Annotated in this window: 18 protein-coding genes; 11 read left to right on the top strand and 7 right to left on the bottom strand. The window is 65.9% G+C overall.

Annotation, left to right across the window (positions count from 1 at the left end):
• The first annotated feature begins 256 nt into the window (after window positions 1–256).
• Entirely contained in the window at window positions 257–5,143 is a 4,887-nt protein-coding gene (locus KA419_11465) for a S8 family serine peptidase (protein MBP7866559.1), read from the top strand.
• Window positions 5,144–5,249: 106 nt separating this feature from the next.
• Here KA419_11465 and KA419_11460 read toward each other — a convergent pair whose 3' ends face one another.
• The gene (locus KA419_11460) at window positions 5,250–5,759 is read right to left on the bottom strand and encodes a flavin reductase (protein MBP7866558.1); all 510 of its coding nucleotides are present in this window, start codon (window positions 5,757–5,759) and stop codon (window positions 5,250–5,252) included.
• Between the two features lie 196 nt (window positions 5,760–5,955).
• Between KA419_11460 and KA419_11455 the strand changes: the two genes are divergently transcribed.
• Window positions 5,956–6,405 carry a transposase gene (locus tag KA419_11455; protein MBP7866557.1) on the top strand — a complete coding sequence of 150 codons (450 nt, stop codon included), beginning with the start codon at window positions 5,956–5,958 and terminating at the stop codon, window positions 6,403–6,405.
• 1 nt (window position 6,406) lies between these two features.
• On the opposite strand, the gene lepA is transcribed toward KA419_11455, so the two are convergent.
• Entirely contained in the window at window positions 6,407–8,215 is a 1,809-nt protein-coding gene (gene lepA / locus KA419_11450; protein MBP7866556.1) for a translation elongation factor 4, read from the bottom strand.
• A 318-nt stretch (window positions 8,216–8,533) separates the two neighbouring features.
• Complete coding sequence (locus KA419_11445) at window positions 8,534–8,926, bottom strand: Ig-like domain-containing protein (GenBank protein MBP7866555.1); 393 nt, start codon at window positions 8,924–8,926, stop codon at window positions 8,534–8,536.
• Window positions 8,927–9,360: 434 nt separating this feature from the next.
• Here KA419_11445 and KA419_11440 point away from each other — a divergent pair, with 434 nt between their 5' ends.
• The gene (locus tag KA419_11440; protein MBP7866554.1) at window positions 9,361–9,753 is read left to right on the top strand and encodes a cytochrome c maturation protein CcmE; all 393 of its coding nucleotides are present in this window, start codon (window positions 9,361–9,363) and stop codon (window positions 9,751–9,753) included.
• Between the two features lie 173 nt (window positions 9,754–9,926).
• Here the strand turns inward: KA419_11440 and KA419_11435 are convergent, their stop codons facing one another.
• On the bottom strand, window positions 9,927–11,381 hold the full coding sequence (locus KA419_11435; GenBank protein MBP7866553.1) for a menaquinone biosynthesis decarboxylase: 1,455 nt from the start codon (window positions 11,379–11,381) through the stop codon (window positions 9,927–9,929).
• A 316-nt stretch (window positions 11,382–11,697) separates the two neighbouring features.
• Between KA419_11435 and KA419_11430 the strand changes: the two genes are divergently transcribed.
• Window positions 11,698–12,066 carry a hypothetical protein gene (locus KA419_11430; GenBank protein MBP7866552.1) on the top strand — a complete coding sequence of 123 codons (369 nt, stop codon included), beginning with the start codon at window positions 11,698–11,700 and terminating at the stop codon, window positions 12,064–12,066.
• 18 nt (window positions 12,067–12,084) lie between these two features.
• Here the strand turns inward: KA419_11430 and KA419_11425 are convergent, their stop codons facing one another.
• Window positions 12,085–13,239, bottom strand: coding sequence for a hypothetical protein (locus KA419_11425; GenBank protein MBP7866551.1), 1,155 nt, complete (start codon window positions 13,237–13,239; stop codon window positions 12,085–12,087).
• A gap of 185 nt (window positions 13,240–13,424) precedes the next feature.
• Between KA419_11425 and KA419_11420 the strand changes: the two genes are divergently transcribed.
• On the top strand, window positions 13,425–13,922 hold the full coding sequence (locus tag KA419_11420) for a universal stress protein (GenBank protein MBP7866550.1): 498 nt from the start codon (window positions 13,425–13,427) through the stop codon (window positions 13,920–13,922).
• A 115-nt stretch (window positions 13,923–14,037) separates the two neighbouring features.
• On the opposite strand, the gene KA419_11415 is transcribed toward KA419_11420, so the two are convergent.
• Together KA419_11415 and KA419_11410 are read right to left on the bottom strand one after the other, a co-directional pair.
• Entirely contained in the window at window positions 14,038–16,953 is a 2,916-nt protein-coding gene (locus KA419_11415; GenBank protein ID MBP7866549.1) for a PAS domain S-box protein, read from the bottom strand.
• A gap of 10 nt (window positions 16,954–16,963) precedes the next feature.
• Window positions 16,964–18,766 carry a phosphoenolpyruvate carboxykinase (GTP) gene (locus tag KA419_11410; GenBank protein ID MBP7866548.1) on the bottom strand — a complete coding sequence of 601 codons (1,803 nt, stop codon included), beginning with the start codon at window positions 18,764–18,766 and terminating at the stop codon, window positions 16,964–16,966.
• Window positions 18,767–18,960: 194 nt separating this feature from the next.
• Between KA419_11410 and KA419_11405 the strand changes: the two genes are divergently transcribed.
• The 6 genes from KA419_11405 (at window position 18,961) to KA419_11380 (ending at window position 25,344) form a co-directional block, all read left to right on the top strand.
• Window positions 18,961–19,383: a 6-carboxytetrahydropterin synthase gene (locus tag KA419_11405; protein MBP7866547.1), complete on the top strand. Its 423-nt coding sequence runs from the start codon at window positions 18,961–18,963 to the stop codon at window positions 19,381–19,383.
• Window positions 19,371–19,829 carry a 6-carboxytetrahydropterin synthase gene (locus KA419_11400; GenBank protein MBP7866546.1) on the top strand — a complete coding sequence of 153 codons (459 nt, stop codon included), beginning with the start codon at window positions 19,371–19,373 and terminating at the stop codon, window positions 19,827–19,829. Before KA419_11405 ends, KA419_11400 begins: the two co-directional genes overlap by 13 nt.
• Window positions 19,830–19,833: 4 nt before the next feature.
• Window positions 19,834–20,718, top strand: coding sequence for a polyphosphate kinase 2 family protein (locus tag KA419_11395; GenBank protein ID MBP7866545.1), 885 nt, complete (start codon window positions 19,834–19,836; stop codon window positions 20,716–20,718).
• 31 nt (window positions 20,719–20,749) lie between these two features.
• Window positions 20,750–22,498: a hypothetical protein gene (locus KA419_11390; protein ID MBP7866544.1), complete on the top strand. Its 1,749-nt coding sequence runs from the start codon at window positions 20,750–20,752 to the stop codon at window positions 22,496–22,498.
• Window positions 22,495–23,586 carry a response regulator gene (locus tag KA419_11385; protein MBP7866543.1) on the top strand — a complete coding sequence of 364 codons (1,092 nt, stop codon included), beginning with the start codon at window positions 22,495–22,497 and terminating at the stop codon, window positions 23,584–23,586. Before KA419_11390 ends, KA419_11385 begins: the two co-directional genes overlap by 4 nt.
• A 171-nt stretch (window positions 23,587–23,757) precedes the next feature.
• Window positions 23,758–25,344 carry a M4 family metallopeptidase gene (locus tag KA419_11380; GenBank protein MBP7866542.1) on the top strand — a complete coding sequence of 529 codons (1,587 nt, stop codon included), beginning with the start codon at window positions 23,758–23,760 and terminating at the stop codon, window positions 25,342–25,344.
• Window positions 25,345–25,412: the final 68 nt, after the last annotated feature.

Genomic DNA, 25,412 nt, shown 5'->3' with positions numbered 1-25,412 from the left:
TGAAGCTTGCGCCACCACTTACGGAGTGCGGCGACACGCTTTGTAGCGGCGCTTTGGAGGCAGCGAACCCCCGCGCTGCCTCTTTGTTCTTTTCACCCGAACTCGCCTTGACACTCCGCTGCCCCCTCGCGTATAGTTCGCTTTCGCATCGTGATTCGAGGGGTTGTGTCCTTGAGCGGGCCCGGGTGCGGAGCGCAGCGCTCCGAAAGCACCCGGACGACCGGAGATCACCATTCGCCGAAAAGGGGCAAAAAGCATGAACAGGCACGCAAACGGAACCCGGTTCGCCTTCGCGATCCTCGCACTCCTCGGGGCCCTCGGCGCCGGGTGCTTCACCCCGGCGGCCGCGCAAAACGGCCCCGGGGTCCCCGACCCCGCCCGGGTCCGCGTCATGGGCTACGACTTCGACCCCGTCGTCGAGGGCGAACCGGTCCTCCCGCCGACGCTGCGCTTCGAGGGGAGCGGCCCCACCCTGCGGCTCGTGCAGTTCACGGGCCTGCTCAGGGGCGAGTGGCTGGACAAGCTCGTGGCGCGCGGGCTCGTGCCCCTGCAGTACTACCCAAACAACACCTACCTGGTCTGGGGTTCCGAGGCCCAGGCCCGGTCGGCGGCGGGGCTCGACTTCGTCCGCTGGCAGGGCGCCTTCCACCCCGCCTACAAGACGAGCCCCGGGCTGGCGGGCTTCCGGGGGACCATCGAGAACGTCGCCGTCACCTTCTTCAACGACGGCGACGAAACCGGGGTACCCGCCCGGATCGCCGCCGCGGGGGGGAAGGTCCTCCAGGTCTTCCCCGCCCAGCCCGACCGGCGCTTCCTCACGGCCGTCTGCGCCCTCGACGCCGCCGCCCTGGAAACGGTGGCCCGGCTCGAAGCGGTCTGGGCGCTGGAATACGCCTCCCCCCGGCCCGGCCTCGAGGACGAGATGTGCACCCAGGTCCTCGCGGGCAACATCACCGGCTCACCGGGGACCCCGGTCACGGGGTACTTCACGTGGCTGGCGGCGAAGGGCCTGGACGGGACCGGCATCACCTGGGCGGACGTGGACACGGGCCTCGACGGCGCGCACCCCGACATCGCCGGCCGGACGCCGACCTACGTCGCCTACGCCGGGGCCGCCACCCCGAACGCGGACAGCGACGGCCACGGGACCCACACCGCGGGCGCCATCTTCGGCGACCCCCGGACCGCCAACGGCGGGACGGGCATCCAGGACGGCGACGGTTTCTACTGGGGCGTCGGCATGGCGCCGAGGGCCGGCATGGTCATCCAGAACGCGCTCCTGGGGACCAACTGGCCGCCCACGGGCGGCTGGCAGGTGCTGAGCAAGGACTCCGTCCTCAATGGGGCGATGGGGTCGAGCAACTCCTGGTTCACGGGCGCCTCCGGGGCCCAGGGCTACTCCGCGGCCTGCCGGACCCACGACCTCATGGTGCGTGACGCCAACTTCGACACCGCGACCGTCGCGGAACCCCTCGTCATGGTCTTCTCGGCGGGCAATTCGGGCCCGGGCGCCTCCACCCTCACGGAACCGAAGGAGGCGAAAAACCTCATCTCCGTCGGGGCGTCCCAGAATTACCGCGTCGGCGCCATCTGGAACATGGCCAGCTTCTCAAGCCGCGGGCCCGCCCTCGACGGCCGGACGCTGCCCACCGTCACCGCCCCCGGCGAGCAGACCGTCTCCTGGAAGAGCAGCACGAGCGGGACCTCGAGCTGCACCAGCGCCGTGTCGGGATCCGGGAGCGCCTACTACAGCTACTGCTCGGGGACCAGCATGGCCTGCCCGCTGGTCTCGGGCTCGTCGGCGCTCCTCGCCCAGTGGTGGGCCGACGAGGGCCGCGGGGTCCCGTCCCCCGCCATGGTCAAGGCGCTGCTGATCAACGGCGCGACGGACATGGCGGGCGGGTCCGGCGTCAACGGCAACATCCCCAGCAACAGCCAGGGCTGGGGGAGGGTGGACCTGGCGAACGTCATCGGGAACGGCGTCCAGAACATGTACCACGACCAGAACTACGTCTTCACCGCCGCCGGGCAGTCCAAGGGGTACACTTTCTACATCGACGACCCCGCCAAGCCCGTGCGGATCTCCCTGGTCTGGTCCGATGCCGCCGGGGCGGCCGGGGCCAACCCGGCGCTCGTGAACGACCTGGACCTCACGGTCGTCAACGGGTCGAACACCTACCTCGGCAACGTGTTCAGCGGCGGCCTGTCCGCCACCGGCGGCAGCGCCGACCGGCTGAACAACATCGAGAACGTCTACCTGGCGCCGCCCTGGACCTCGACCGCGTTCCAGGTGACGGTCAACGCCTACAACGTCCCCGGCGACGGTGTCCCGTACAACGGCAGCACCACCGACCAGGACTTCGCCCTGGTGATCTACAACGCCAGCGAGGTCCCGGCCCCCGCGGTCACCCTGGAAACCAGCGCCATCACCGCGGAAGGCTGCTCGCCGGCCAACAGCCTCCCCGACCCCGGCGAGGCCATGACGTGGGACATCACCCTCCGCAACGTCGGCTCGCTGGACACCACCGACGTGGTGGCCACCCTCCAGGCCACCGGCGGCGTGACCAGCCCCGGTGCCTCCCAGGCCTACGGCGCCCTCACGGCCGGCGGCGCCGGCATCACTAGGAGCTTCACCTTCACGGTGGACCCCGCGCTGGTCTGCGGCGAATCCATCACCCTGACCTTCCAGCTGCAGGATGGCGCCACCGACCTGGGGACCCTGACCCTGGTCCGGAGCACCGGCATCGTCGCCGGCGGCACTTCCGTCCTTCTGAGCGAGACCTTCGAGCCCGGGGCAAACCCGCCCGCCGGCTGGCTTACCACCCCGGTGGGGACCGTTTCCGGCACCACCACCCCGGAATGGGCCGCCATCGGGGCGGGGACCAACCCGGTCAACACGCCCCACGCCGGGTCCTACCAGGGCAAGTTCAACTCCTACAACACGTCGTCCGGGAATGCCGCCCGGCTCTACCGGACCTCCGGCATCGACACGACGGCCTACGGGCAGGCGATGTTCTACGTCAAGTTCTACATGTACCACGACCCCGGCTACACCTCCAACAACGACAACGTCCGGGTGCAGGTGTCCAGCGACGGCGGCGCCACCTGGGTCTCCTGCGGGAGCCCCGTCAGCCGCTACGGGGCGACGGCCGGCTGGTCCCCGCACACGGTGGACGTCTCCGCCGCGGCCCGCAACCATGCCGACGTCCGCATCGCCTTCCTCGGGACCTCCGCCTACGGCAACAACTGCTTCATCGACGACGTCTCCTTCGAGGTGGCCCTGGTGGGTTGCTGCGGCCAGGCGGGGACCCCCATTCTCCAGGCCGACGGCGCTGCCCTGGTCTCCGAGGGCTGCGCTCCCGGGAACGGCGTCCTCGACCCCGGGGAAACCGTCACGGTCGCCTTCGGGCTGAAAAACGTCGGGACCGACAGCACCGCCGACCTCGTGGCCGACCTGCAGCTCTCGGGCGGCGTCCAGTGCGCCACCCCCCCCCAGAGCTACGGTGCGGTGGCGGCGGGGGGCGCCACGGTCACCCGCTCCTTCCAATTCATCGTCTCCTCGGCAGCCGCCTGCGGCGGGACCGTCACCGCCACCCTCCACTGTGTGGACGGCGCCACCGACCTCGGGTACAAGACCTACACCTTCACGCTCGGCTCCACCCTCACCGCCACCGCCGCCTTCGCCAACACCGGGTCGATCAGCATCCCCACCACCGTCAGCCCCGCCACGCCCTACCCCTCCGAAATCGCCGTGACCGGCCTGAGCGGAACCGTACAGAAGGTGAAAGCCACCCTCGCCGGCCTCAGCCACACTTACCCCGGCGACCTGCGCATCCTGCTGGTGGGGCCCGCCGGCCAGAGCTGCGTGCTGCTCGCCAGCACCGGCGGCGGGACGGATGCAGTGAACGCCACCCTCGTCTTCGACCAATCCGCCGCCGCCCCCGTCCCGAGCCCCGTGGTATCGGGCACCTGGCGGCCCACCGGGAGCATCGGCACCGCCCTTCCCTCCCCGGCGCCGGGGCTGCCCTACGGGACGACCCTCGACGCCTTCAACGGCACCGACCCCAACGGGACCTGGAAACTCTTCGTCTACGACGCCGCCAGTTCCGACGGCGGTTCCATCGCCAACGGCTGGAGCCTGGACCTCGTCACCGGCACCCGGACCTGCTGCGTGACGCCCTGCGCCACCGCGGAGCACCCCGCCGCGATCGTGGACATCAACGGCGACCTCACGTCCGACATCCTGTGGTACTCCACCGCCGACGGCAACCTGGCCGCCTGGTTCCTGAGCGGCGCCGGCGTCGTGGGTGACGCCTTCATCGGGAACCTGGCCGACCCGAATTGGCAGGTTACGGGGATCGGCGATTTCAACGCCGACTCCTTCTTCGACGTGTTCCTCCGCCACGCCACCACCGGGGACATGAGCGTGTGGCTGCTGAGCAGCGCCGGGTACGCCGGGAGTATCACCACCCTGGGCAGTGCACCCGTCGACTGGAAGGTGGTGGGCGTGGGCGACGTGGACGGCGACTGCCGCGCCGACGTCTTCTGGCGCAATGACGCCGCCGGGCCCCTCACCGGGATGATGTCCCTGTGGTTCGTGGATGACTGCGGCTACCGGGGCAACTCCTACGTCGGCGGCATCGGCGATCTCGACTGGAAGGTGGAGGGCATCGCCGACTTCGACGGCGACCGGACCCGTGACGTGCTGTGGCGCCACGCCGTCAGCGGCGTCATGTCCATCTGGTTCATCAACACCGCCGGCAACTTCGCATCCGACATGACCCCCGGGTCGCTGGACCCCGTCTGGCAGCTCGCGGGCCTGGGCGACCTGAACGCCGACCTCAAGGCCGACCTCTTCCTGGTCAACACCGCCACCGGCGACCTGATCGCGTGGCTGTTCAACGGGGCGGCGGTGACCGGGTCCCCCTACCTGGCCACGCTGCCTTCCCCCGACTGGCAGGTCGCGGGCATCGCCGACCTCGACGGCAACGGGAAGAGTGACGTCCTGCTGCGCAACACCGCCACCGGCGAGGTGACCCTGTGGTTCACCACGGAAGCCGGCGTCACGGGCACCCTGTCGCTGGGCTCGGTCGATCTCTCCTGGCAGACACGCAATCACGCCGTCTTCGCCGGCGGGATCTAGGCTTTTCCATTCAGGAAAGGAAACGGCGGGCCCGAAACCCGCCGTTTCCTTTCCATCCCACGCCGGGGCAAACCGGTTCCGCTCCGGCTGAAGCCGGCGCCACGGCTCACCGGGTCAGGCAGTTCAGGATTTCGCCGATGTAGAGCCGGTGAAAGTCCCGGTCGGGGTAGTTGCCCAGGATGGACGGATCCAGGAACCGGGACGGGTCGAGGTCCTGGCTGTGCAGTTTCCGGCACTCCAGCACCAAGCGCGCCTGGGTGAAGCCCGTCCCGTTCTCCGGCGTCGGGAAGGGGGTCAGCCCCGCGTCGCGGATCTTGTCGGTGTCCCGCCCCGACCGGCTGCCGCAGAGCTGCAGGGCGCCGCGGTGCTCCTCGTCGAAGAAGGAAAGGGTGTAGACCGGGTGCTTCTCCATGAACCGGTAGGTCCACCGGACCGGCCGGACGAAGACGAACGAGACGTTCCGGTGCCACAGGACCCCCAGGCCGCCCCAGGACGCCGTCATGGTGTTGCAGTCCTCCACGGGCCCGGCCGTGATGAGCATCCAATCCCTGCCGATCCGGGAAAAGACGTTCATCTGGAGGTCTTCCGGCCTTAGCTCTTCAAATGCGATCGTCATGGCCTTCTCCTGAGTCGCGGAGGAGAGGGCCGGTTCTCATCCCCCGGGAAAACGGGGGATGTCGGTCCGCTCCAGGTGTCAAGGTACCGGATTTCCGACACGCCGGGTAGATTATTTTCGTTCCCACCCCAAAAAAAGTTCGGAAATCTCCCGGCGAAAACGTTGATATGGGTAAAAGGCCGAAGGAGGTGGGACGATGCTGACGACCTTTCGCAAAGACCTGATTCACCTGGTTCTGACGGTCCGCTCGGGGTCCCGGATCCCCCCGGGAGAAATCCGCTCGCAGCTGGCCGCCGTCGTGGCCGAGGGCATCCGGACCTGCAACGGTTGCGCGGTCGCCGTGGCGTCCCTGGACGACCACCTTCACGCCCTGCTCACCCTCCACGGGGAGTGCGGGCCCGACGACGTGGCGGCGTGCATGAAGCGTGTCGCCGCCGACTGGCTGCGGCCACGGATGGCCCGGGGTGCAGCCTTCGAGTGGAACGACGGGTACGCGCTCTTCGCCGTGGACCGGGCCTTCAAGCTGGACGTCCGGGATTTCATCCTGGATCAGGCCCGGTTCCACCGCGGCATCGACTTCCGCGAGGAACTGGTCCGGATGCGGGAGTCCCCCTGGCGGGCGAACCTGCCGGCAAACTGGAGTTGAGTCAGTCGTTGGAGATGTCGAGGATCGCCAGGAAGGCGTCCTGGGGAATTTCCACCTTGCCGACGCGCTTCATGCGCTTCTTGCCTTCCTTCTGCTTCTCCAGGAGCTTGCGCTTGCGGGTGATGTCGCCGCCGTAGCACTTGGCGATGACGTTCTTCCGGAGCGGTTTGACGGTGGCGCGGGCGATGATGCGGTTCCCCACGGCGGCCTGGATGGCCACCTCGAAGAGCTGGCGGGGGATGACCTCCTTCATGCGGGAGACCAGCGTCTGGCCGCGCCGGTAGGCGAAGTCCCGGTGAACGATGACGGAGAGGGCGTCCACGGGTTCGCCGTTCACCAGGATGTCCAGGAGCACCAGGTCGGATTCCCGGTAACCCAGGAAGTGGTAGTCCATGGAGGCGTAGCCGCGGCTGACGGACTTGAGGCGGTCGTAGAAGTCCACCACGATCTCGTTGAGGGGGACCTCGTAGGTGAGCATGACCCGCTTCTCACCGACGTACTCGAACTTCCGCTGGACCCCCCGCTTCTCCTCCAGGAGGCTCAGGATCGGCCCGAGGTAATCGTCCATGGTCATGACCACCAGGGTGTAGACCGGCTCCTCGATGGCGGCGATGTTGGAGAAGGGCGGCAGGTGGGCCGGGTTCTCGACGTAGAGTTCGTCGCCGTCCGTCCGGATCACGTGGTAGCGGACGCTGGGGGCCGTGGAGATCAGGTCCAGGTTGAACTCGCGCTCCAGCCGGCTCTGGACGATCTCCATGTGGAGCAAGCCCAGGAAGCCGCACCGGAAGCCGAAGCCCAGGGCCGCCGACGTCTCCTTCTCGAAGCGGAAGGCGCTGTCGTTGAGCTGGAGCTTCTTCATGGCGTCGGAGAAGTCCTCGTACTGCTCCGAGGTGACGGGGTACATGCCGCAGAAGACCACGGGCTTGAGCTCCTGGAAGCCGGGCAGGGGCTCGTCGGCGGGGCGGGCCGCCTCGGTCAGGGTGTCGCCCACCTTGGCGTCGTCGAGGTTCTTCACGCCGGCCATGATGAAGCCCACCTCGCCGGCGCTCAGGGAATCCACCATCTGGTACTTGGGGGTGATGATCCCCGTCTGCTCCACCTCGTAATCACGCCCCGTGCTCATGAAGCGGATCTTCATCCCCTTCGCGATCCGGCCGTCCACCACGCGGGTCAGCATCACCACGCCCCGGTAGACGTCGTACCAGGAGTCGAAGATGAGGGCCTTGAGCGCCCCGTCGGGGTCGCCCTTCGGCGGCGGGACCCGGGCGATGACGGCCTCCAGGATCTCCCGGACGCCCCGGCCCTCCTTGGCGCTGGCGGGGAGGATCTCCTGCCGGGAGAGGCCGATGATCTGCTCGATCTGCAGGCCCGCCCGCTCGGCGTCGGCCCCGGGCAGGTCGATCTTGTTGAGGACGGGGACCAGTTCCAGGTCGTTCTCCAGGGCCAGGTAGGTGTTGGCCAGGGTCTGGGCCTCCACGCCCTGGGAGGCGTCCACCACCAGAATGGCGCCCTCGCAGGCGGCCAGGCTCCGGGAAACCTCGTAGGTGAAGTCCACGTGGCCGGGGGTGTCGATGAGGTTGAACTGGTAGGTGCGCCCGTCCGCCGCCCGGTAGGCGAGCCGGACGGCGTGGGCCTTGATGGTGATGCCCCGCTCGCGCTCCAGGTCCATGTCGTCGAGGACCTGGGCCGCCATCTCGCGCTCGGTGAGGGCCCCGGTGATCTCCAGGATCCGGTCTGCCAAGGTGGATTTGCCGTGGTCGATGTGGGCGATGATGGAGAAGTTGCGTATATGATCCAGTCGGTTATCCATTGCAGGCTCCCTCGGGCCGACGACCTTCACCGAAAGAGTTCGCGGGGCCCCTCGACCGGGCGAGAAACCGCCGGCCGGCCGCGCATGATACCAGAATCGCCCCGTGAAACAAAGCCGTTTTTCCGGATCCCGTCAGCACGGGGCGGCAGGCGCCCAGCCCGGTCAAAAAAGAGCCGGGTTCGGGAACCCTCGCCAGGTCTCACGCAAAGACGCAAAGGCACAAAGCCTCGCAAAGCGTTTCGAGAGGGCTTCACGGCCTCTTTGCGAGGCTTGGCGGCTTGGCGCCTTTGCGTGAGGCTGAGCCGGACGATATCCGCCTCACCTTGTCGTGAAGGTGAACTTGTACGGTTCCGCCGGGGTCCCGCTGCGGTCCTTGAAGTTGGCGTGATTGGCCATGTTGATCCAGATCACGTATTCTTTCCGGGGCTCGAGCCTGACCGGCAGGATGCACTTGGTGCCGTTCTCCTCGTACCGCGGGCCGGCGGTCTGGTCCGGGAACTGGGACCGTTTCTCGTAGCACCAGGACCAACTGTTGTCCATCATGGGCCGGTCGAATTTCACCCAGATTTCGGGGGTGGACGGATCGACGTCCGGGGCGCCGTTGGCGGGGAAGGTCGCGATCACCCTGGGGGGGGCACTGCTCCCGGCTCCGCACACCAAGAGGACGAACAGCAGGGTGACGGCCACGAACACGATTTTACCTGGTGCCATCTCGAATCCTCCTCATCTGTCATAAATACAAAGATTTTTCTATTCTTTTCGGGTTGCGACCCCTCCGTGTCCCTTTGTCTCAGCGAGAGATCCTTCCGGAATTTCTCTCGCCAAGGCACGGAGGCACGGGGAAGAAGCGCTTCCAATGACCGTGAACAGGCCAAAAGCCATCTCCGTGGTTGAATCGACCTTTTCCGAGGTCGCCGACATTCGCCGGAATCCCTTTTCCAGCCCCAGGAGTCAACATGGGGCAAAAGTAGGCTAAAACCGTCGGAAAAACAAGAGAATTCAGCCTGTCGACCGGGTACCGCACCCGGCATGGAGATTTCCCTTGTTTTTTCCCCTTATCCCCGCTATCTCTAACGGGACGGTTCAGGGGCGGGGATCGTCCCGGAGAGATTCCCCATCGGCCGTACTATCCATCGGAGGCAGGGATGCATCGAGGGCTCCTGATCGCTTTCGGGGTCGCCCTGGCGGGGGTCGCCGCCTGGCTCATCGTCTCGGGGCTGGGTGAGGGCGGGGCCTACTACTTCCACGTGAGCGAGGTCGTGGCGGGGAAATACCCCCGAGACCTCGCTGCCATCCGCGTGAGCGGGACGGTCCCTCCGGGGACCGCGTCCTTCGACCCCGCGTCCGGCGACTTCCGGTTCCGCCTGCGCGACCACCGTCAGCCCGTCGAGGTCACCGTGGTCCACCGGGGGATGCGCCCCGAGAATTTCCGCGAGGGAAAGCCCCTTGTCGCCGAGGGTCGCTACGACCCCGCCACCCGGGTCTTCACCTCAACCGCCCTCATCCTCAAGTGCCCGTCGAAGTACGAGAAACAATAGATCGCCACGCGCAGGAACACGCGACGGTCGGTTCTCCTGGCCTCACGCGAAGACGCAGGGCGCAAAGCCTCGCCAGGAGAAACCAGGAAGTCCTAACCGTAGTTCTTTGCGAGGCTTGGCGGCTTCGCGCCTTGGCGTGAGGCCGCTTTCCGCAATATCGGTCCGGAATGGACTCATGGCTGCAGAGGGATCCCGTAGGCGGCCCACTTTTCCGTGACCCGCCGGCGGACGTCGGGGCTCATGGCCACCGGCTCGGGCCAAGGGCGGGTGAAGCCTTCCGACGGCCCTTTCCGGGTGGCGTCGATCCCCATCTTCGAGCCGAAGTCCGGGAAGCGTGCGGCGTGGTCCAGGCTGTCCACGGGGCCGAGGACAAACTCCACGTCCCGCTGGGGGTCGATGTGGTTCAGCACGGTCCAGACGGTCGCCGAGAGGTCCTGGACGTCCACGTCGTGGTCCACCACCACGATGCACTTGGTGAACATGGCCTGCCCGAGTCCCCATATCGCGTGCATGACCTTGCGGGCATGCCCGGGGTACGCCTTCCGGATACTCACCAGCATCAGGTTGTGGAAGACCCCCTCGAAGGGGAGGCGGATGTCCCGGATCTCGGGAAGTTGTTTGCGCATCAGGGGCAGAAAGATGCGCTCGATGGCCTTTCCCATCCAGCAGTCCTCCATGGGGGGGCGCCCCACCACCGTCGCGTGGTACACGGGGTCCCGCCGGCGGGTCACGCACTGAACGTGGAACACGGGATACTCGCCCTCGAGGGAATAAAAGCCGGTATGGTCGCCGAAAGGGCCCTCCGTCCGGGTCTCCCCGCACACCACGTACCCCTCCAGGACGATCTCCGCGGAGGCAGGGACCTCCAGGTCGAGGGTCCGGCAGCGGACCCTCTCCACGGGGGCGCCCCGGAGGAATCCGGCCGCGACCATCTCGTCGAGGCCGTCCGGAAGCGGCAGGGTGGCGGCGAAGGTGACCGCCGGGTCCGCGCCGATGGCCACCGCCACGGGCATCCGGTCCCCCGGCCTCCCCTGTTCGCGGTAGTGGGCGGCGCCGTGCTTGTGGGTCTGCCAGTGCATCCCTGTCGTCCGGCCGTCGTAAACCTGCATGCGATACATGCCGCAGTTGGGCTTCCCGTTCGCGGGGTCCCGGGTGAAAACCAGCGGCAGGGTGATGAAGCGGCCCCCGTCCCCCGGCCAGCATTTGAGGATGGGGAATTCGTCCAGCGAAAACCCGCTTTCAAGGACCACCTCCTGGCACGCACCCTTCCGGACGGTCCGGGGGAAAATGCGGGAGAGGTCCGCCAGGCGGGGGAGCATCCGGACCTTGTCCAGGAGCGACTTGGGCGGGTCGGTGTCCAGGACGGCCTCCAGCTTCCCGGCAACCTCCTCGAGGGCATCGACCCCCAGTGCCAGGCACATTCGCCGCTCCGACCCGAAAGCGTTGATCAGGAGAGGGCATGCCGATCCCTCGACCGTTTCGAACAGCAGCGCCGGGCCTCCGGCCTTGACGACCCGTTCGGTGATCTCGGTGATCTCCAGCTCGGGGCTGACGGGGGTTTTCACTCTCACCAGTTCACCGTGTTTTTCCAGGCGTCGGATGAAGTCGCGCAGATCGTCAAGCGGCATCGGGCCTCCGGGTCGTAGGGCGTCGGGTGGTCGGACCACCCGCCAGCCCATTGTACACGGGAAAGCCTCGGGCCGAAACCGGTTGTCCCCTGTTTTGGGCTGATCCTCCAGGACCGGCCTTGCCTCCGGACCCCACGGGGGCTGCCTGCCGGAGCCCGGAGCCGATCTTTTCACCCGGGGAACGGGCTTCTGCCGATCCTGGCCGTGGTGCTTCACAGCACTTGACGTGTGAAGAAGCTGCGTTAGAATAAGAGTGGAATACCCGCCGGTTAAACGCGGGAAGGGCCCGGGGCCGACACCGGAACGGAGGTGGACGATGGGTGACCGCAGAGGCGAGCGGCTGGGCTGGATATGGGGATGGATTGGTGCCTTTCTGTGGGTCGCGGCCTTGGGCGGGGTCCTTCTTGCGCAAGGGAGAACCGTTCCGGGCCTCGTGATGATCGCCGGCTTCACGGTCTCCGCCCTTCTCGTGCGGACCCTTGCCCCCTGGCGGCACCCGGACACCCCCATGTGGAAGCTGATGCTTCCCCTGATCGGCCTTCTGACCGCATCCGCCGCGGGGTTGTTCGCCTTCCTGGGAGGGACGGAACGAATGGGCCGGAACTGGTGGTCCTGGGCATGGATCCTGGCGCTGATCCCCGGCCTGATCAGTGCGGGACGCCGCCGCTGGCGCGACGGGGAATGAACGCTCACCGGTCCGGTTTCACCCGCCCCCACCCGTGAGTTCAGCGAGACGAGCGCGCAGAGCCTCGATCTCACGTTGCTGTTGCTTCAGTTCCTCTTCCTTCACGGAGATCGCTCCCTCTTTTTCGGCGATCACTCCCTCCTTCTCGGCGATCACTCCCTCTTTTTCGGCGATCACTCCCTCCTTCTCGGCGATCACTCCCTCTTTTTCGGCGATCACCCCCTCCTTCTCGGCGATCACCCCTACTTTCTCGGCGATCACCTCGTTTTTCGCGGCGATCAGGTCCTCCTTCTCCGCCAGGGCTTTCTCGGCTGCCGCGATCAGGTCCGCCTTCTCCTTCAGGGATCTCTCGGCTGCCGCGATGCAGTCCTCCTTCCGTTCCAGAGCCCGTTGCCGAATCGCCACCTCTTCTTCCAGCCGGGCGATGGAGCGGTCCAGGTTGTCCAGTTCTTCCAGGATGTCGTCCTCCGCTTCCATGGTCTGTCGGACCTCCGGCTCGACGGCCGCGGCTTGCAGGCGCCGGAGAACCGCCCGGTACTTCGGGGGGATCGCCCCGGGGTCCACGTTCAGAAAGTGGTGATCGAGCCCGAGACGACTCTGGTCGAAAACGCTCAGCAGGGCCTCCAACTCGGTCCGCCGCTGTTCCTTCAGAGCGGGGATCTGGATGACGACGCTGTCGTGGGTCAGGCTTTCGATGAACTCGTCCCGCTCGAGGATTTCCTCCCCGGTGGCCGCATCGGTGTAAGTCCTCCGGATTCGCACCACCGGGGCCTTCACCCGTTCCAGCATGTGCCCCAGGAAGTAGATGCTCACGAGCGGCACCGCCTGCTTCCGTTCCCGGCTGCCCTCCCGGACGACGTGCACATTGTCATCGCTGCCGTACTGATCGCCCAGGTACTTGCGGAAACGCATGATGTCCGAGGGGAATTTTGCCTTTTGCACCTCGAGGATCACCTGTTTGAAACTCCCGTCCGACGTGCGGATCCGGGCGGAGAAATCCAGGCGGTAGACCGTCAGGCCGCGCTTCTCGAGGAAAAAACTCCGCTCCTGGGGCCGAAACTCCAGGCTCTCGATCTGTTCCCCGAGGATGGCCGACAGGAAAAGCCTGGCCACCCGGTTGTCGTCCATCAGGTACTTGAACACCACGTCGTAGATCGGGTTGGCAATGATCATGGCCCCTCCGTCACCTTCTTTGTTTCAAATTAACCCGGATTCACAGAGTTGTCAAGATCATGCATCCGCCTCCCCGTCCCGGGCCGGTTTCTCCCCGGGGGGCGTCCGGGCGTGGACCTTCGGACTTGCGGATGCGCCCCGGTCGTACTAGAATCACGTAAAACCGATGACCGGGAGGCTCGCCCTTGAAGATCATCAAGAACATCCTCTTTCCCACCCAGTTCACGCGCTATTCCATCGACATCCTGGAATACGCCATCCTGTTCGCCCGATCCCTCCATGCCCGCCTTCACCTCCTCCACGTGATCACGCGGGACGAGGCGCCCAACTTCGAGGCCCTCAACGAGTTCTTCCTCGCCATCAGCGAGAACACCGAGAACATCGTCACCCGTACGGCCCTCAACCAGGTCGATCTCATCAAGGTTCACCTCAAGGACGTCGACATCTGGAGAGGGGTGGTCCGCTATGCCCACGAGGCGGAAATCGACCTTGTCATGATGGCCGCCCGCTCCCCCGAGACCAGCGAGGACAAATCCCTGAGCCACACGGCCCTGAGTGTGCTCGAGCACGCCCCGTGCCCCGTCATGGTCATCCGCCTCCCGGAAGAGCGGCGACATCACCAGAGCCGTTTCGAGCTGTCACTCCAGGAGATGAAGCGGGAACTCGCTTCCAGGCAGAAATGAAGGGTTGGGAAACACCGCCGTCCTGCCGACAACCCCTTGCGATGCAGGAACCGAACGTCGGCAGGAATCCGGCGCTCGCGTTGGTGGCGATTTCATCCGAAATAAGCCCCCGGGGTCAGGCGCCGGCTTTTCGCTTGGGGTCGAGGACGCTCCGGAGCGTGTCCCGGAGGGTGGGGACCTGGTAGGGCTTCTGGATGAAGGGGACGCCTTCGATCCCCTCGACCCGGATCCGCACTTCCCGTTCGGAGTAGCCGCTGGACAGGACGATGGCCAGGTCAGGCCGGAGCCTCCGGATTTCCCGGAAGGCCTCGTCGCCGCTCACGTGCGGCATCGTCAGGTCGAGGACCACCACCTGGAGAGCGTTCCCCAGCGTCGTCACCTTTTCGACCGCTTCCCGCCCGTCCCCCGCCGTTTCCACGTTGAACCCCAGGTGTTCGAGCATCCGTTTGCCCACGGTGCGGACGGTCTCCTCGTCGTCCACCAGCAGGACCAGGCCATTTCCCCACCAGGACGTCTCGATGACGGCGAGGAGGTCGTCCTTGACCTGGGGAATCTCCTCGGAAGCCGGCAGGTAGATCTTCACCCTGGTCCCGTGCCCGGGTTCGGACGTGACGTTGATGGCCCCGGAGTGGCTCCGGACGATCCCGAGCACGGCGGACATCCCCAACCCCCGCCCCATGAACTTGGTGGAGAAGAAGGGCTCGAAAAGCCTCTGGAGCGTGGCCTCATCCATGCCGATCCCGGTGTCGGAGACCTCCAGGAAAACGTACAACCCCTCGGGGAGGTCGTCATCGAGCCAGGTCTTCTTGAGGTACTCGGTGTCGCATTCCACCACGCCCGTCGAGATGGAGATGACGCCACTCGGCTCCGCAACGGCCTCCGACGCGTTCATGACCAGGTTCATGACGAGCTGGCGGAGCTGGGTGGCGTCCGCCGTGACGCACGGGATCGCCCGGGGGAGGTTCAGGCGGAGCACCGCGTTGCGGGAGATCGAGATCTCGATCATGTGGGTCATCTCCCCGATCAGGTCGGAGAGGTTGACCTGTTCCAGCACGAAGCGCCCCTTGCCGGAGTAGGCGAGCATCTGGCGGCAGAGCTCGGCCGCGCGGCGGGCGGCGTTCTCGATCTCCTTGATGTTGTCGATGGCCCGGGTACCCTGGGGAAGTGAATAGAGCGCGAGGTCGGCGTTGCCGAGGATCCCCATTAGGAGGTTATTGAAATCGTGGGCGATCCCTCCCGCCAGGACGCCCAGGCTTTCGAGTTTCTGCGCCTGCTGCATCTGGGCCTCCAGGCGCTTGCGCTCCTCCTCGCTCTCCTTCCGCTCCGTGATGTTACGGGCGGAGATCAGCAGGTAGGGGCAGTCCCGGTGCCGAACCATCTTCGCGGCCACCTCCGCGTGGATGATGCGGCCTTCCTTGGTCTTCAGCCGGGTCTCGTAGACCAGGTGCGTCATGTCCACCAGGCCGGAGAGCCGATCCTTGAAGGAAATCGGGTTTTCGACCGCCTCGAGCTCCGAGATGTTGCGGCCCGTGAGATCGGACTGCTTGAAGCCCAGGGTACGGCACAGGCCGGCGTTGGCATAGACGATCAACCCCTCCAGGTTCACCAGGGAAATCATGTCGGTGGAGGCGTCCACCAGCATCGATTTGAGCCGGATCTCCTCCTCGGCGAGCTTTCGCTCGGTGATGTCCGTCAGCACCCCCACCAGGACCGGGTTGCCTTTGTCGTCGACCCCCGCGCGCCGTCGCATGACCATCCAACGGCGCATGTGGTGGTTGTCGAGGTAATCCACCTCGTCTTCCAGGGGGCGGTCCGAGGCGAACACGTCCTCCTCGCGGCTCCGGATCCGCCCCACGACCTCACGGGAGAGGGTGCCCGTGTCCTGGCGCCCCACCAGGCTGTCCTTGTTGTCCTTGCGCCAGCCCGTGATCTCGCACATGGCCTCGTTCAGCAGAACCCAGCAGTGGTTCCGGTCCATGGCGAAGACGGGGTTGGGGATGGTGTTGATGATGCTCTGCACGAAAAGCAGGCGGCCACGGGTGGCCAGTTCGGCCGTCTCCTTCTCCAGCACGGCCTGCTGCAGGCATTTGCGCTTCCAAGACGTCCGGATGTCCACCAGGACGAGGACGAGGAGCAGGACCACCAGGCCCTCCGAGGCCAACACCATTTCCCAGGGGAAGACGTCCGGGCGGAGCATGGCCAGGGACCAGCCGGGAATGTCCATGGGTTGGAGGAAGACCCGCCATGAGGCGCTTTCGAACCGTACGATCTGGTCCTGGCGAAGGGAGAATGGGAGGGGAGGGAACTGGGCTTCCAGGGGATATCCCCGTTCACGGCGGAACCGGTCCTCGTCGGCGGGGGTGACCGGGGTCATGGTGCCGTACCGGGTCTCCGGGCGATTGGTGAGAACCACGACCCCTTCGGGGGAGATCACGAAGGCCGGGTCGATCTCCGAGTCCAGCAGAGTCTGGACCTCCCGCAGGCTGATGCGCACCCCAAGGATGCTCCCTGGGCTGCCGTCGGGCAAGGGGACCGGGGCGCTGAGCAGCAGGCTCAGCGAACCCGGTTCGGGACCGGCGGAAACCGAGGCCGTGGGCTTGTTCCGGACCCACGCCAGGAATTCGGGCGAGAACTGGGCGCTGCTCTCGCTCAGGGAGACGCTCTCCGGGTCGACGTCGGACGCGATGATGTTCCCCGAGCCGTTCCACAGGTAGACTTCCCGGGCTTGCAGGAGGAACCGCGCCGTTTCCAGCACTCCCCGGGCATCGGCCGAGTCCGCGGCCAGGCTCCCGTCGGCCAGGCCCCGGATCGTTCGGGAACCGGCCAGCGAACTGACCGCCCGGAGGTCGATGCCGAGACCCTGTTTCCGGATCCCGTCGGAAAGCGCATTGAGGGCGGTCCGGGCTTCACTGCCGGCCCGCCGCTGGTGAAAGGACTGGATCAGACCGTAAACCGCCATCCCGGCCAGAACGGCCGCAACCGTTGCCAGGAGAGCACTCAGCCTCGGTTTCCAGGTCCGGGTGTTTCCCATTGTCCTCCGGTCAGCCGTTCAGCCTCTTTTCAAGCTCCCGAAGCTCCGCTTCGAGTTCCGGGGGAAGCCTGTCGCCGAACTGGTCGAAATGTTCCCGGATCCCCGGGATTTCCCGCTTCCACTCCTCCACGTCGACGCTCAGGAGCAGCCGGAGCTGTTCGGGGTCCATGTCGAGGCCCGCGAGGTCCAGCCCCTTCGCGGGGGGGACGATGCCGATGGGGGTGCTCACCGCGTCCCCGGTCCCCGCAACCCGCTCCAGGACCCATTTCAGGACCCGGCTGTTCTCCCCGTAGCCCGGCCAGAGCCAACGACCTTCCGGGGTTTTTCGGAACCAGTTCACGTAAAAGATTTTCGGCAATTTGTCCGGGGAGGTGCGGGTCCCGATCCCGATCCAGTGCCGGAAGTAATCCGCCATGTTGTACCCGCAGAACGGCAGCATGGCAAAGGGGTCCCGGCGCAGGCGCCCGACGGAGCCGGCCGCCGCGGCCGTAGTTTCGCTGGACATGGTCGACCCGAGAAAAACCCCGTGGTTCCAGCTGAAGGATTCGTGAACCAGGGGTACCACGGACGTTCTGCGCCCGCCGAAGAGGATGGCGGAGATGGGCACGCCGTTGGGGTCGTCGAAGGCGGGGTCGATGACGGGGCACTGGACGGCAGGGGCCGTGAAGCGGGCGTTGGGATTGGCCGCGGGCGTCCCGGACTCGGGCGTCCAGGGGTTGTTTTTCCAGTCCGTCAGGCGGGGGGGGAGTTCGTCCGTCATCTGTTCCCACCACACGTCGCCGTCGGGCGTCAGGGCCGTGTTGGTGAAAATGGCGTTCCCGAGGATCGACAGCATGGCATTCTGGTTGGACTTGTAGGACGTTCCCGGGGCGACGCCGAAGAAACCGTACTCCGGGTTGATGGCGTAAAGCCGCCCGTCGGGGCCGAACTTCATCCAGGCGATGTCGTCGCCGACGCACTCCACCTTCCACCCGGGGATGGTGGGAATGAGCATGGCCAGGTTGGTCTTGCCGCAGGCGCTGGGGAACGCCGCCGCCACGAACTTCTTCTCACCTCCGGGAGGCGTGATCCCGAGGATGAGCATGTGTTCGGCGAGCCACCCCTGCTCCCGGGCCATGACCGAGGCGATCCGGAGAGCGAAGCACTTCTTCCCGAGGAGCGCATTCCCACCGTAACCCGAACCGTAGGACCAGATCATCTTGTCTTCGGGGAAATGCACGATGTACTTGTTCTGCGGGTCGCAGGGCCAGAACGTGTCCGCCTCGCCCGGGGACAGCGGTTTGCCCACCGAGTGGAGGCAGGGGACGAACTCCCCGTCGGGCCCCAGGACATCCAGCACCTTCTTCCCCATCCGGGTCATGATCTTCATGTTGCAGACCACGTATTCCGAGTCGGTGATCTCCACCCCGATGTGGGCGATCCGCGACCCCAGCGGGCCCATGCTGAAGGGAATCACGTAGAGGGTACGGCCGCGCATGCAACCCCGGTAGTGCCCCCGCAGGGTGGCCTTCATCTCCTCCGGGTCCCTCCAGTTGTTGGTGGGGCCCGCGTCCTCCCGCAGGCGGGAACAGATGAAGGTGCGGTCCTCGACCCGGGCCACGTCGCCCACGTCCGACCGGGCGTAGTAGCTGTTGGGCCGCTTCTCCGGGTCAAGCTTCAGGAAAGTGCCCCGCTTCTCGGCCTTTCCAGCGATCTGCACATATTCCTCTTCCGAACCGTCACACCAGTGGACGGCCGAGGGCTGACAGAGCTCCTCGATCTCCTTCACCCAGGCCAAAAGTCTGGCGTTGGTGGTCATTCCCGACGGATCCATGAGCGCGCCTCCTAACCGACTGATTATCAAGAACCTTAAAGTTGATATTATATCTTAACTCCCCGAGGGTGTCAACAGTTCTCCCGGAAAAATATTGCCCGTAAAAACATCAGGGTATAAGATATCCAACGGAACTGTTCCCGGCCCGCCCCCCGTCGCCGCGGGAGGAAACCCGGTCGCCGGCGGAGGTGAGATTGATCGCCGTCACCCGAGTCGTCCGTTTCTCCGCCGCTTCACGCCTCTACCGGGAGGACTGGACCGAGGAACGCAACCGGGAGGCGTTCGGGATTGCCGCCCGACCCTACCCGACGGCCCGGGAGTATCGCCTCGAGGTCACCCTGCGGGGAGACCCCGACCCCGTCACCGGGATGGTGATCAACCTCCGGGACGTGAATACGGTCGTCCGGCAGCGGGTTGTGGACCACCTGGAAAACCGCTACCTCAACCAGGACATCCCGCGTTTCGCGCATGCCCTCCCCACCCCCGAGGCCCTGGTCCTGTACATCGTCGATCGGCTCGAGGGCGCCTTTCCCGGGGCCCGCCTCCACCGGGTCCGCCTGTGGGAAACCGAAGACGACGCCGTGGAATGGGAGGAGGGGCCCATATGCTCTCCGTGACACGCTGCTACGCATTTTCGGCCGCTCACCGCCTCTTTGTCCGGGGGTGGGACGACGGCCGCAACGACCAGGCTTTCGGAAAGTGCGCTCGTCCGGAGGGCCATGGCCACAACTACCGTCTCGAGGTCACCGTGTGCGGAACGCCGGACCCGGAAACCGGGTTGGTCGCGGACCGCACGGGACTGGACCGCGTCGTGCGGGCCGAGGTCCTGGATCGCCTGGACCACCGGGATCTCCTCCCGGTCCTCCGGGCCGCCGGGTACGCCACGGCCACCTCGGAAAACGTCTGCCGCTGGATCCTGGACCGCCTGAGCACGGCGGCCCCCGGCCTGCCGATCCGGAAGGTCGGGCTCCGCGAGACGGAGAGGAACCGTTTCGAGATCGTCCGGCCCTGCGCTGAACCCCCACGCCGCGGGGAAGGGCCGGCGTCCCCCCCGAAGAGGTGAAACCATGAACGAACGGCGCTTTATCGTCCCCCCGGGGAAACGCTTCCGGTTCGAGGACCACGACCCGGCCTTCACCGGCCGTTTTCGCGAGAAGGGCGAAGCGGAGGACAAACTCCGGAAGGACATCGCCACGCTCTCCCGGTTGCAGGACGTTCTCTATGCCCAGAACCGGTACGCCGTCCTCCTCATCTTCCAGGCCATGGACGCCGCCGGGAAGGACGGGACCGTCAAGCACGTGATGTCCGGGGTGAATCCCCAGGGCTGCCAGGTTTACAGTTTCAAGGCGCCCTCCGCCGAGGAACTGGACCACGATTTCCTCTGGCGGTGCCACAAGGCACTCCCGGAGCGGGGGCGAATCGGCATCTTCAACCGGTCTTATTACGAGGAGGTCCTGGTGGTCCGCGTCCACCCCCGGATCCTCAAATCCCAGAACCTTCCGCCGCGCCCTTCGGGCGACGCCCTCTGGAAACGCCGGTTCGAGGACATCAACCACTTCGAGCGCTACCTCGTCAACAACGGCGTGATCATCCTGAAGTTCTTTCTCCACCTCTCGAAGGCCGAACAGAAACGGCGTTTCCTCGAGCGGATCGACACGCCGGAGAAGAACTGGAAGTTCTCGGGCTCCGACGTCGCGGAGCGGGCTCACTGGAAAGACTACATGGCGGCCTACGGGGACGTCTTCACCCGCACCAGCACGCCGTGGGCCCCCTGGCACGTCATCCCGGCGGACAACAAGTGGTTCACCCGGCTGACCGTGGCTGACATCATCGTCCGGAACCTGAAAAAGCTCGACCTGCACTACCCTCGACCCACCGACGAGCACCGGGCGTCCCTGCTCGAAGCCCGGCAGCTCCTGGAGCGGGAACCGGAGCCGGGAAACGGGCCCTGAGCCCACCCCGGCCCGGAGATGGAGAGGCCCGATGAACATCCCCGCACCGCCCCCCAGGCCCTGCTCACGTTCCATCCTCAGCCGGATCATCCGGCTTCCGATCTGGGTTTTCTCCATCTTCACCGCCCTCTCCGTCCTCCTGCTGGCGGTGTTCCTCCACCCTGCCTTCATCAACATGGAAAAGGAGTTCGGGGACCAGCTCATCCAGCAGATCTACACCTCCATCGACTACGTCCTCAAGAGCTGCCAGGTCATCGCCGCCGACTGGTCGGCCTGGGATGACCTGTACGAGGCCTCGGTGAACTGGACGGGCGATTTCGAGCGGGTGGCTTTCCCGAACACCGCCTTCACCCAATCGGACCTCGACCTGATCATCGTCGTCGACTCCCGGGGCGAGGTCCTCTACTCCCGCTACCGTCGGGACGAGAAGGGGAAGGACGTCATCGGGCCCTACACCCCCGACGACACCATCCAGGCCATCCTGAAGCGCCGGGAAACCTTGACCCGGTCGGGTTTCGTCCACCTTTCCGACGGCCCGTTCTTCCTGTGCTTAAACCCCATCCTCCGGAGCGACCTGACCGGCCCGCCGCGGGGGAACCTCCTCGTGGGGCGCCGGATCGGGCCCAGGCTGTTCCGGGCGGTTTACGACATCCTCCGCCGCGAAGTCCACATCGCCCCGGAGGAAACCCCGGCCGCCGCGGAAGCGAACCCCGCCCCCCGGACCGAGATCCTCTCCGACCGGATGGTCCTGACCTACCCCCTCCGGGACCTCCGGGGCAAACCGGTCGTCTTCCTCCGCACCGAGGTCGGGCGGACCCTGTTCTTCGTCATCTTCAACTCGACGCTCGCCTACATCGTCGCCCTGGTCGTCTCGTTCTCCCTGGTCCTGTTCCTCCTGGTCTGGACCTTCGAGCGCCGCGTACTCCGAAGGATCCGCAGACTCTCCAGCCTGATCGACGAGAACGCCTCCCGGGGGTCGAACCTGACGGAGTGCGGGGAGGACGAGAACGACGAGATCACCCTCCTGCAGCGGAACTACAACCACATGATCCGGCGGATTCGCACCGAGGAGAGCCGACGGGAGGACATCGAGAAGCGGATGATCCTCATGGCCAAGATGGCCACCGCCGGCAAGGTCACCGCCGGCATCCTCCACGAGATCAACAACCCCATCCGGGTGATCAAGAACTGTCTCTGGGCCCTGGAGAACGACCCCGATTCGGCCCCGAAGTACATCGACCTTCTCAACAGCGAGATCCGGCACCTCGGCAACATCACCGACCGCCTGACCCACCTCTCCCGGGTCGACGAGAGCGACACCACCGAGTACCTGCTCAACGACGTCATCGACGACACCCTCCTCTCCATCGAGGCGGCGTTTCTCCAGGACTCCGACTGCCGGATCCACGTGGTCGGCAACGAGGTCCCGGTCCCCATGCTGGGGAACCCGTCCCGGATCAAGCAGGTTTTCTTCAACGTGATCAAGAACGCCTGTGAGGCCATGGGGTTCCGGGGTGTCGTGACCATCGAGATCCAGCCCGGCGACGACCAGGTGACCGTCCGCGTCATGGACGAGGGCCTGGGCATCGAAACCACGAAGCTCGACACCATCTTCTACCCGTTCTCCAGCGACAAGGAGCGGGGGATGGGGCTGGGCCTCTCCATATCCTACACCATCGTCAACAGCTACGGCGGCCGGATCTACGTGGACCCCGAGTACAAACCCGGGGCCTGCTTTGTCATCGTGCTGCCGACCCGCGACAAGGGGGAATCCACATGACCCTGAGAGACAAACCGGCCATTCTCGTCGTGGACGACGACCCCGCGATCCTGCACAGCTACATGTTCATGCTCTCGGTGGCCGGCTTCACCCCGGTCACGGCCGTGAACGGGGACGAGGCCCGCAGCCGGATGATGGAGCACACGCCGCCGGTGGCCCTGGTCGATCTCAAAATCAAGAATGAAAACGGGATCGAAGTGGCATCGGTCCTCAAGGAGATGGACCCCTTCCTCGAGGTGATCATCATCACCGGCTATCCATCCCACGAAACCGCGGTCCGCGCCATGAAGATCGGGGCCTTCGACTACCTGGCCAAGACTTCGGAGACCGAAACCATCCTGGAGACCCTCCGGGAGGCCTTGGCCCAGCGGGAGCTGAAGCTGTTCCAGAGCGGGGTGTCGGGGTATCGCGAGGGGTCGATCCGCCTGATCGTGGTCTGCCACAACACCCTCACCCGGCACGGGATCCTCCAGTTCCTCTCCCGCAGCGAGCACTTCCAGCTCGTCAACTTCTTCCCCAGCCTTCCCGTCCTCCTCCACACGCCGGAGATCAACCGGGAGGGTCTCCTGCTCGTCTGCGCCCAGTGCTCGTTCCGGGACGAGGAGGAGGCGATCGGGAGCGTCGCCACGATCCGGAAGGACCTGCCCAGCCTCCGGGTCGTCCTCTTCAACGTCGATTACCCGGAGGAGACCCGCACCGAGCTCATCAAGCGCGGGACAGCCGGGTTCCTCGAGACGAACCTCCCGGACGGCGAGATGGAGAAAGCCCTCCTGGACATCCACCGCGGCGAGATCCGGGTCGAGCCCAACGTGCTGTCCCGGGCCATCGCCGAGCTGGCTGACTTCTACGCCCGAAGCAACCTCTCCACCTCCCCGGCCCCGGAGGAAACGGAGGGGGTGTTGACCGCCCGGGAGAAGGAAATCCTTCGATGCCTCGCCCGGGGCATGAAGAACAAGGCCATCGGGGAGAAACTCTTCATCAGCGAGAAGACGGTCAAAACCCACGTGAACAACATCTTCCGGAAACTCGGGGCCGAAACCCGCCTCCAGGCCATCAACCTGGCCTACGAAAGGAAACTCCTCTTCTGACCCGCCCCCGGCCTGCACCTCTGCGCCTTCCGGTGGATGCCGGCCCACCCTCGGGCCGAGGAATATCCAACCTATTCTCCACCCTGGGTCGGATTGAATTCGTCAAAAACTATGACGATAATCACAACATCAAGATTTTTTGTGAGGTTGTACATGAAAAATTGGGGGAGATTGGTTCTGACTGTGGTGGTGATGGGGGTTGCGGTTTTCGCCGCTTTCGCCGAAAAGGGCGCGACAGATGTCCCGCGCGTGGCGGTATCCGCCGGCGAGGCCGCGCTGACGACCGCTTCGGATTACCTGACGGCCGAGGCCGGGAGACACGTGAACCTGTCCGGCCGCGAGAATTTCGTCCCGCGCTCGGTCAACGAGGACGGTTCGGGCTTCGCCCACGTCCGCTACGATTCACACGTCAACGGGGTCCGGGTGTACGGGGGCGAAGTCATCGTCCACGTGGACCAGAAACAGGGCAGGGCGGTCGGCCTGTCCAACTTCCACCCGGTGGTGAAGGCCACCGAGAGCATCCCGGTCGTCCAGGCCAACGAGGCCTCCCAGATCGCGTTGTGGAATCTCGACCTGCCGTTCCTGACCAGGGACCTCCCGCCGGCCGAACTGGTTTTCTACCCCTCCGGGAAGGACTTCCAGCTGGCCTGGCTGGTTGACGCCTTCATCGAGGACGACAGCCTTCCGGGCCCGGTGGCCCGGATGTTCGTCATCGACGCCTTCACGGGCAACATCGTCACCTCCTGGGACAACCTGCACACCGGCAAACCCAGCGGGGGCGGAACCAACCCCGGTTCCGGGACGGCGGCCACGGGTTCCGGGCGATCCCTCTACCTGGGCACCATCGCCATGAACACCGAGTTCTACGCTTCCGCCGCGACCTACGGCATGGTGGACAAGCACGCCGGCAACAGCTACACCATCAACATGAACAACGGCACCCGGAGCGGGACGCTCTTCACCGACACGGACAACGTCTGGGGCAACGGCTCCACGTCCGACAAGACTTCCGTCGGCGTCGACGCCCACCTGGGCATGACCTACACCTACGACTACTTCAAGAACGTCCACGGGCGCAACGGCCTCTGGAACAACGGCACCGGGGTCTACTCCCGCGTCCACTACTCCCGGTCCTACAACAACGCCTTCTGGTCCGACTCCTGCAGATGCATGACCTACGGCGACGGGGACGGGTACTACTTCACCCCCCTGGCCTGTATCGACGTGGCGGCCCACGAGATGAGCCACGGGCTCTGCGCCGCCACCGCGAAGCTGGCCTACAGCGGCGAGTCCGGCGGCCTGAACGAGTCCAACTCCGACATCTTCGGCTGCTGCGTGGAATTTTTCGCCAACAACCCGAGCGACCGCCCCGACTGGCTGATCGGCGAGACGATCTACCTGCGCGGCACGGCCCTGCGCTACATGGACCACCCGACGAAGGACGGCTACAGCATCGACCACTACTCCGACTACTACAGCGGCCTGGACGTCCACTACAGCTCCGGCCTGGCCAACAACGTCTTTTACCTCCTGGCCAACGGCGGGACCAACGACACCTCCAAGGTCAGCGTGAGCGGCATCGGCATCGCCAAGGCCGAGCGGATCTGGTACGTGGCCCTGACCGGCTACATGAGCTCCACCTGCACCTTCGCCCAGGCCCGCGCCGCCTGCGTCAACGCCGCCACCCAGCTCTACGGCGCCTCCAGCACCGAGGTCCAGCGCGTGAAGGACGCCTGGTACGCCTGCGGCGTCAACTGACGGATTCCGCCCGGCCGCCCGGCGGCCGGACTCGATTTCACCAACATGCCAACGAGGCGGCCTCCCGG

The sequence above is a fragment of the Acidobacteriota bacterium genome, from assembly GCA_018001935.1.
Taxonomy (GTDB): Bacteria; Acidobacteriota; JAAYUB01; order JAAYUB01; family JAAYUB01; genus JAGNHB01.
Note: the sequence above shows the minus strand (reverse complement) of the source record. Positions and strands in the feature narration are given on the sequence as shown.

What these genes read in the sequence shown, in the direction of transcription:
- KA419_11465 (MBP7866559.1), top strand. Translation starts at nt 257, where the DNA reads ATGAACAGGCACGCAAACGGAACCCGGTTCGCCTTCGCGATCCTCGCA.
- KA419_11460 (MBP7866558.1), bottom strand. Translation starts at nt 5,759, where the DNA reads ATGACGATCGCATTTGAAGAGCTAAGGCCGGAAGACCTCCAGATGAAC.
- KA419_11455 (MBP7866557.1), top strand. Translation starts at nt 5,956, where the DNA reads ATGCTGACGACCTTTCGCAAAGACCTGATTCACCTGGTTCTGACGGTC.
- lepA (MBP7866556.1), bottom strand. Translation starts at nt 8,215, where the DNA reads ATGGATAACCGACTGGATCATATACGCAACTTCTCCATCATCGCCCAC.
- KA419_11445 (MBP7866555.1), bottom strand. Translation starts at nt 8,926, where the DNA reads ATGGCACCAGGTAAAATCGTGTTCGTGGCCGTCACCCTGCTGTTCGTC.
- KA419_11440 (MBP7866554.1), top strand. Translation starts at nt 9,361, where the DNA reads ATGCATCGAGGGCTCCTGATCGCTTTCGGGGTCGCCCTGGCGGGGGTC.
- KA419_11435 (MBP7866553.1), bottom strand. Translation starts at nt 11,381, where the DNA reads ATGCCGCTTGACGATCTGCGCGACTTCATCCGACGCCTGGAAAAACAC.
- KA419_11430 (MBP7866552.1), top strand. Translation starts at nt 11,698, where the DNA reads ATGGGTGACCGCAGAGGCGAGCGGCTGGGCTGGATATGGGGATGGATT.
- KA419_11425 (MBP7866551.1), bottom strand. Translation starts at nt 13,239, where the DNA reads ATGATCATTGCCAACCCGATCTACGACGTGGTGTTCAAGTACCTGATG.
- KA419_11415 (MBP7866549.1), bottom strand. Translation starts at nt 16,953, where the DNA reads ATGGGAAACACCCGGACCTGGAAACCGAGGCTGAGTGCTCTCCTGGCA.
- KA419_11410 (MBP7866548.1), bottom strand. Translation starts at nt 18,766, where the DNA reads ATGGATCCGTCGGGAATGACCACCAACGCCAGACTTTTGGCCTGGGTG.
- KA419_11400 (MBP7866546.1), top strand. Translation starts at nt 19,371, where the DNA reads ATGCTCTCCGTGACACGCTGCTACGCATTTTCGGCCGCTCACCGCCTC.
- KA419_11395 (MBP7866545.1), top strand. Translation starts at nt 19,834, where the DNA reads ATGAACGAACGGCGCTTTATCGTCCCCCCGGGGAAACGCTTCCGGTTC.
- KA419_11390 (MBP7866544.1), top strand. Translation starts at nt 20,750, where the DNA reads ATGAACATCCCCGCACCGCCCCCCAGGCCCTGCTCACGTTCCATCCTC.
- KA419_11385 (MBP7866543.1), top strand. Translation starts at nt 22,495, where the DNA reads ATGACCCTGAGAGACAAACCGGCCATTCTCGTCGTGGACGACGACCCC.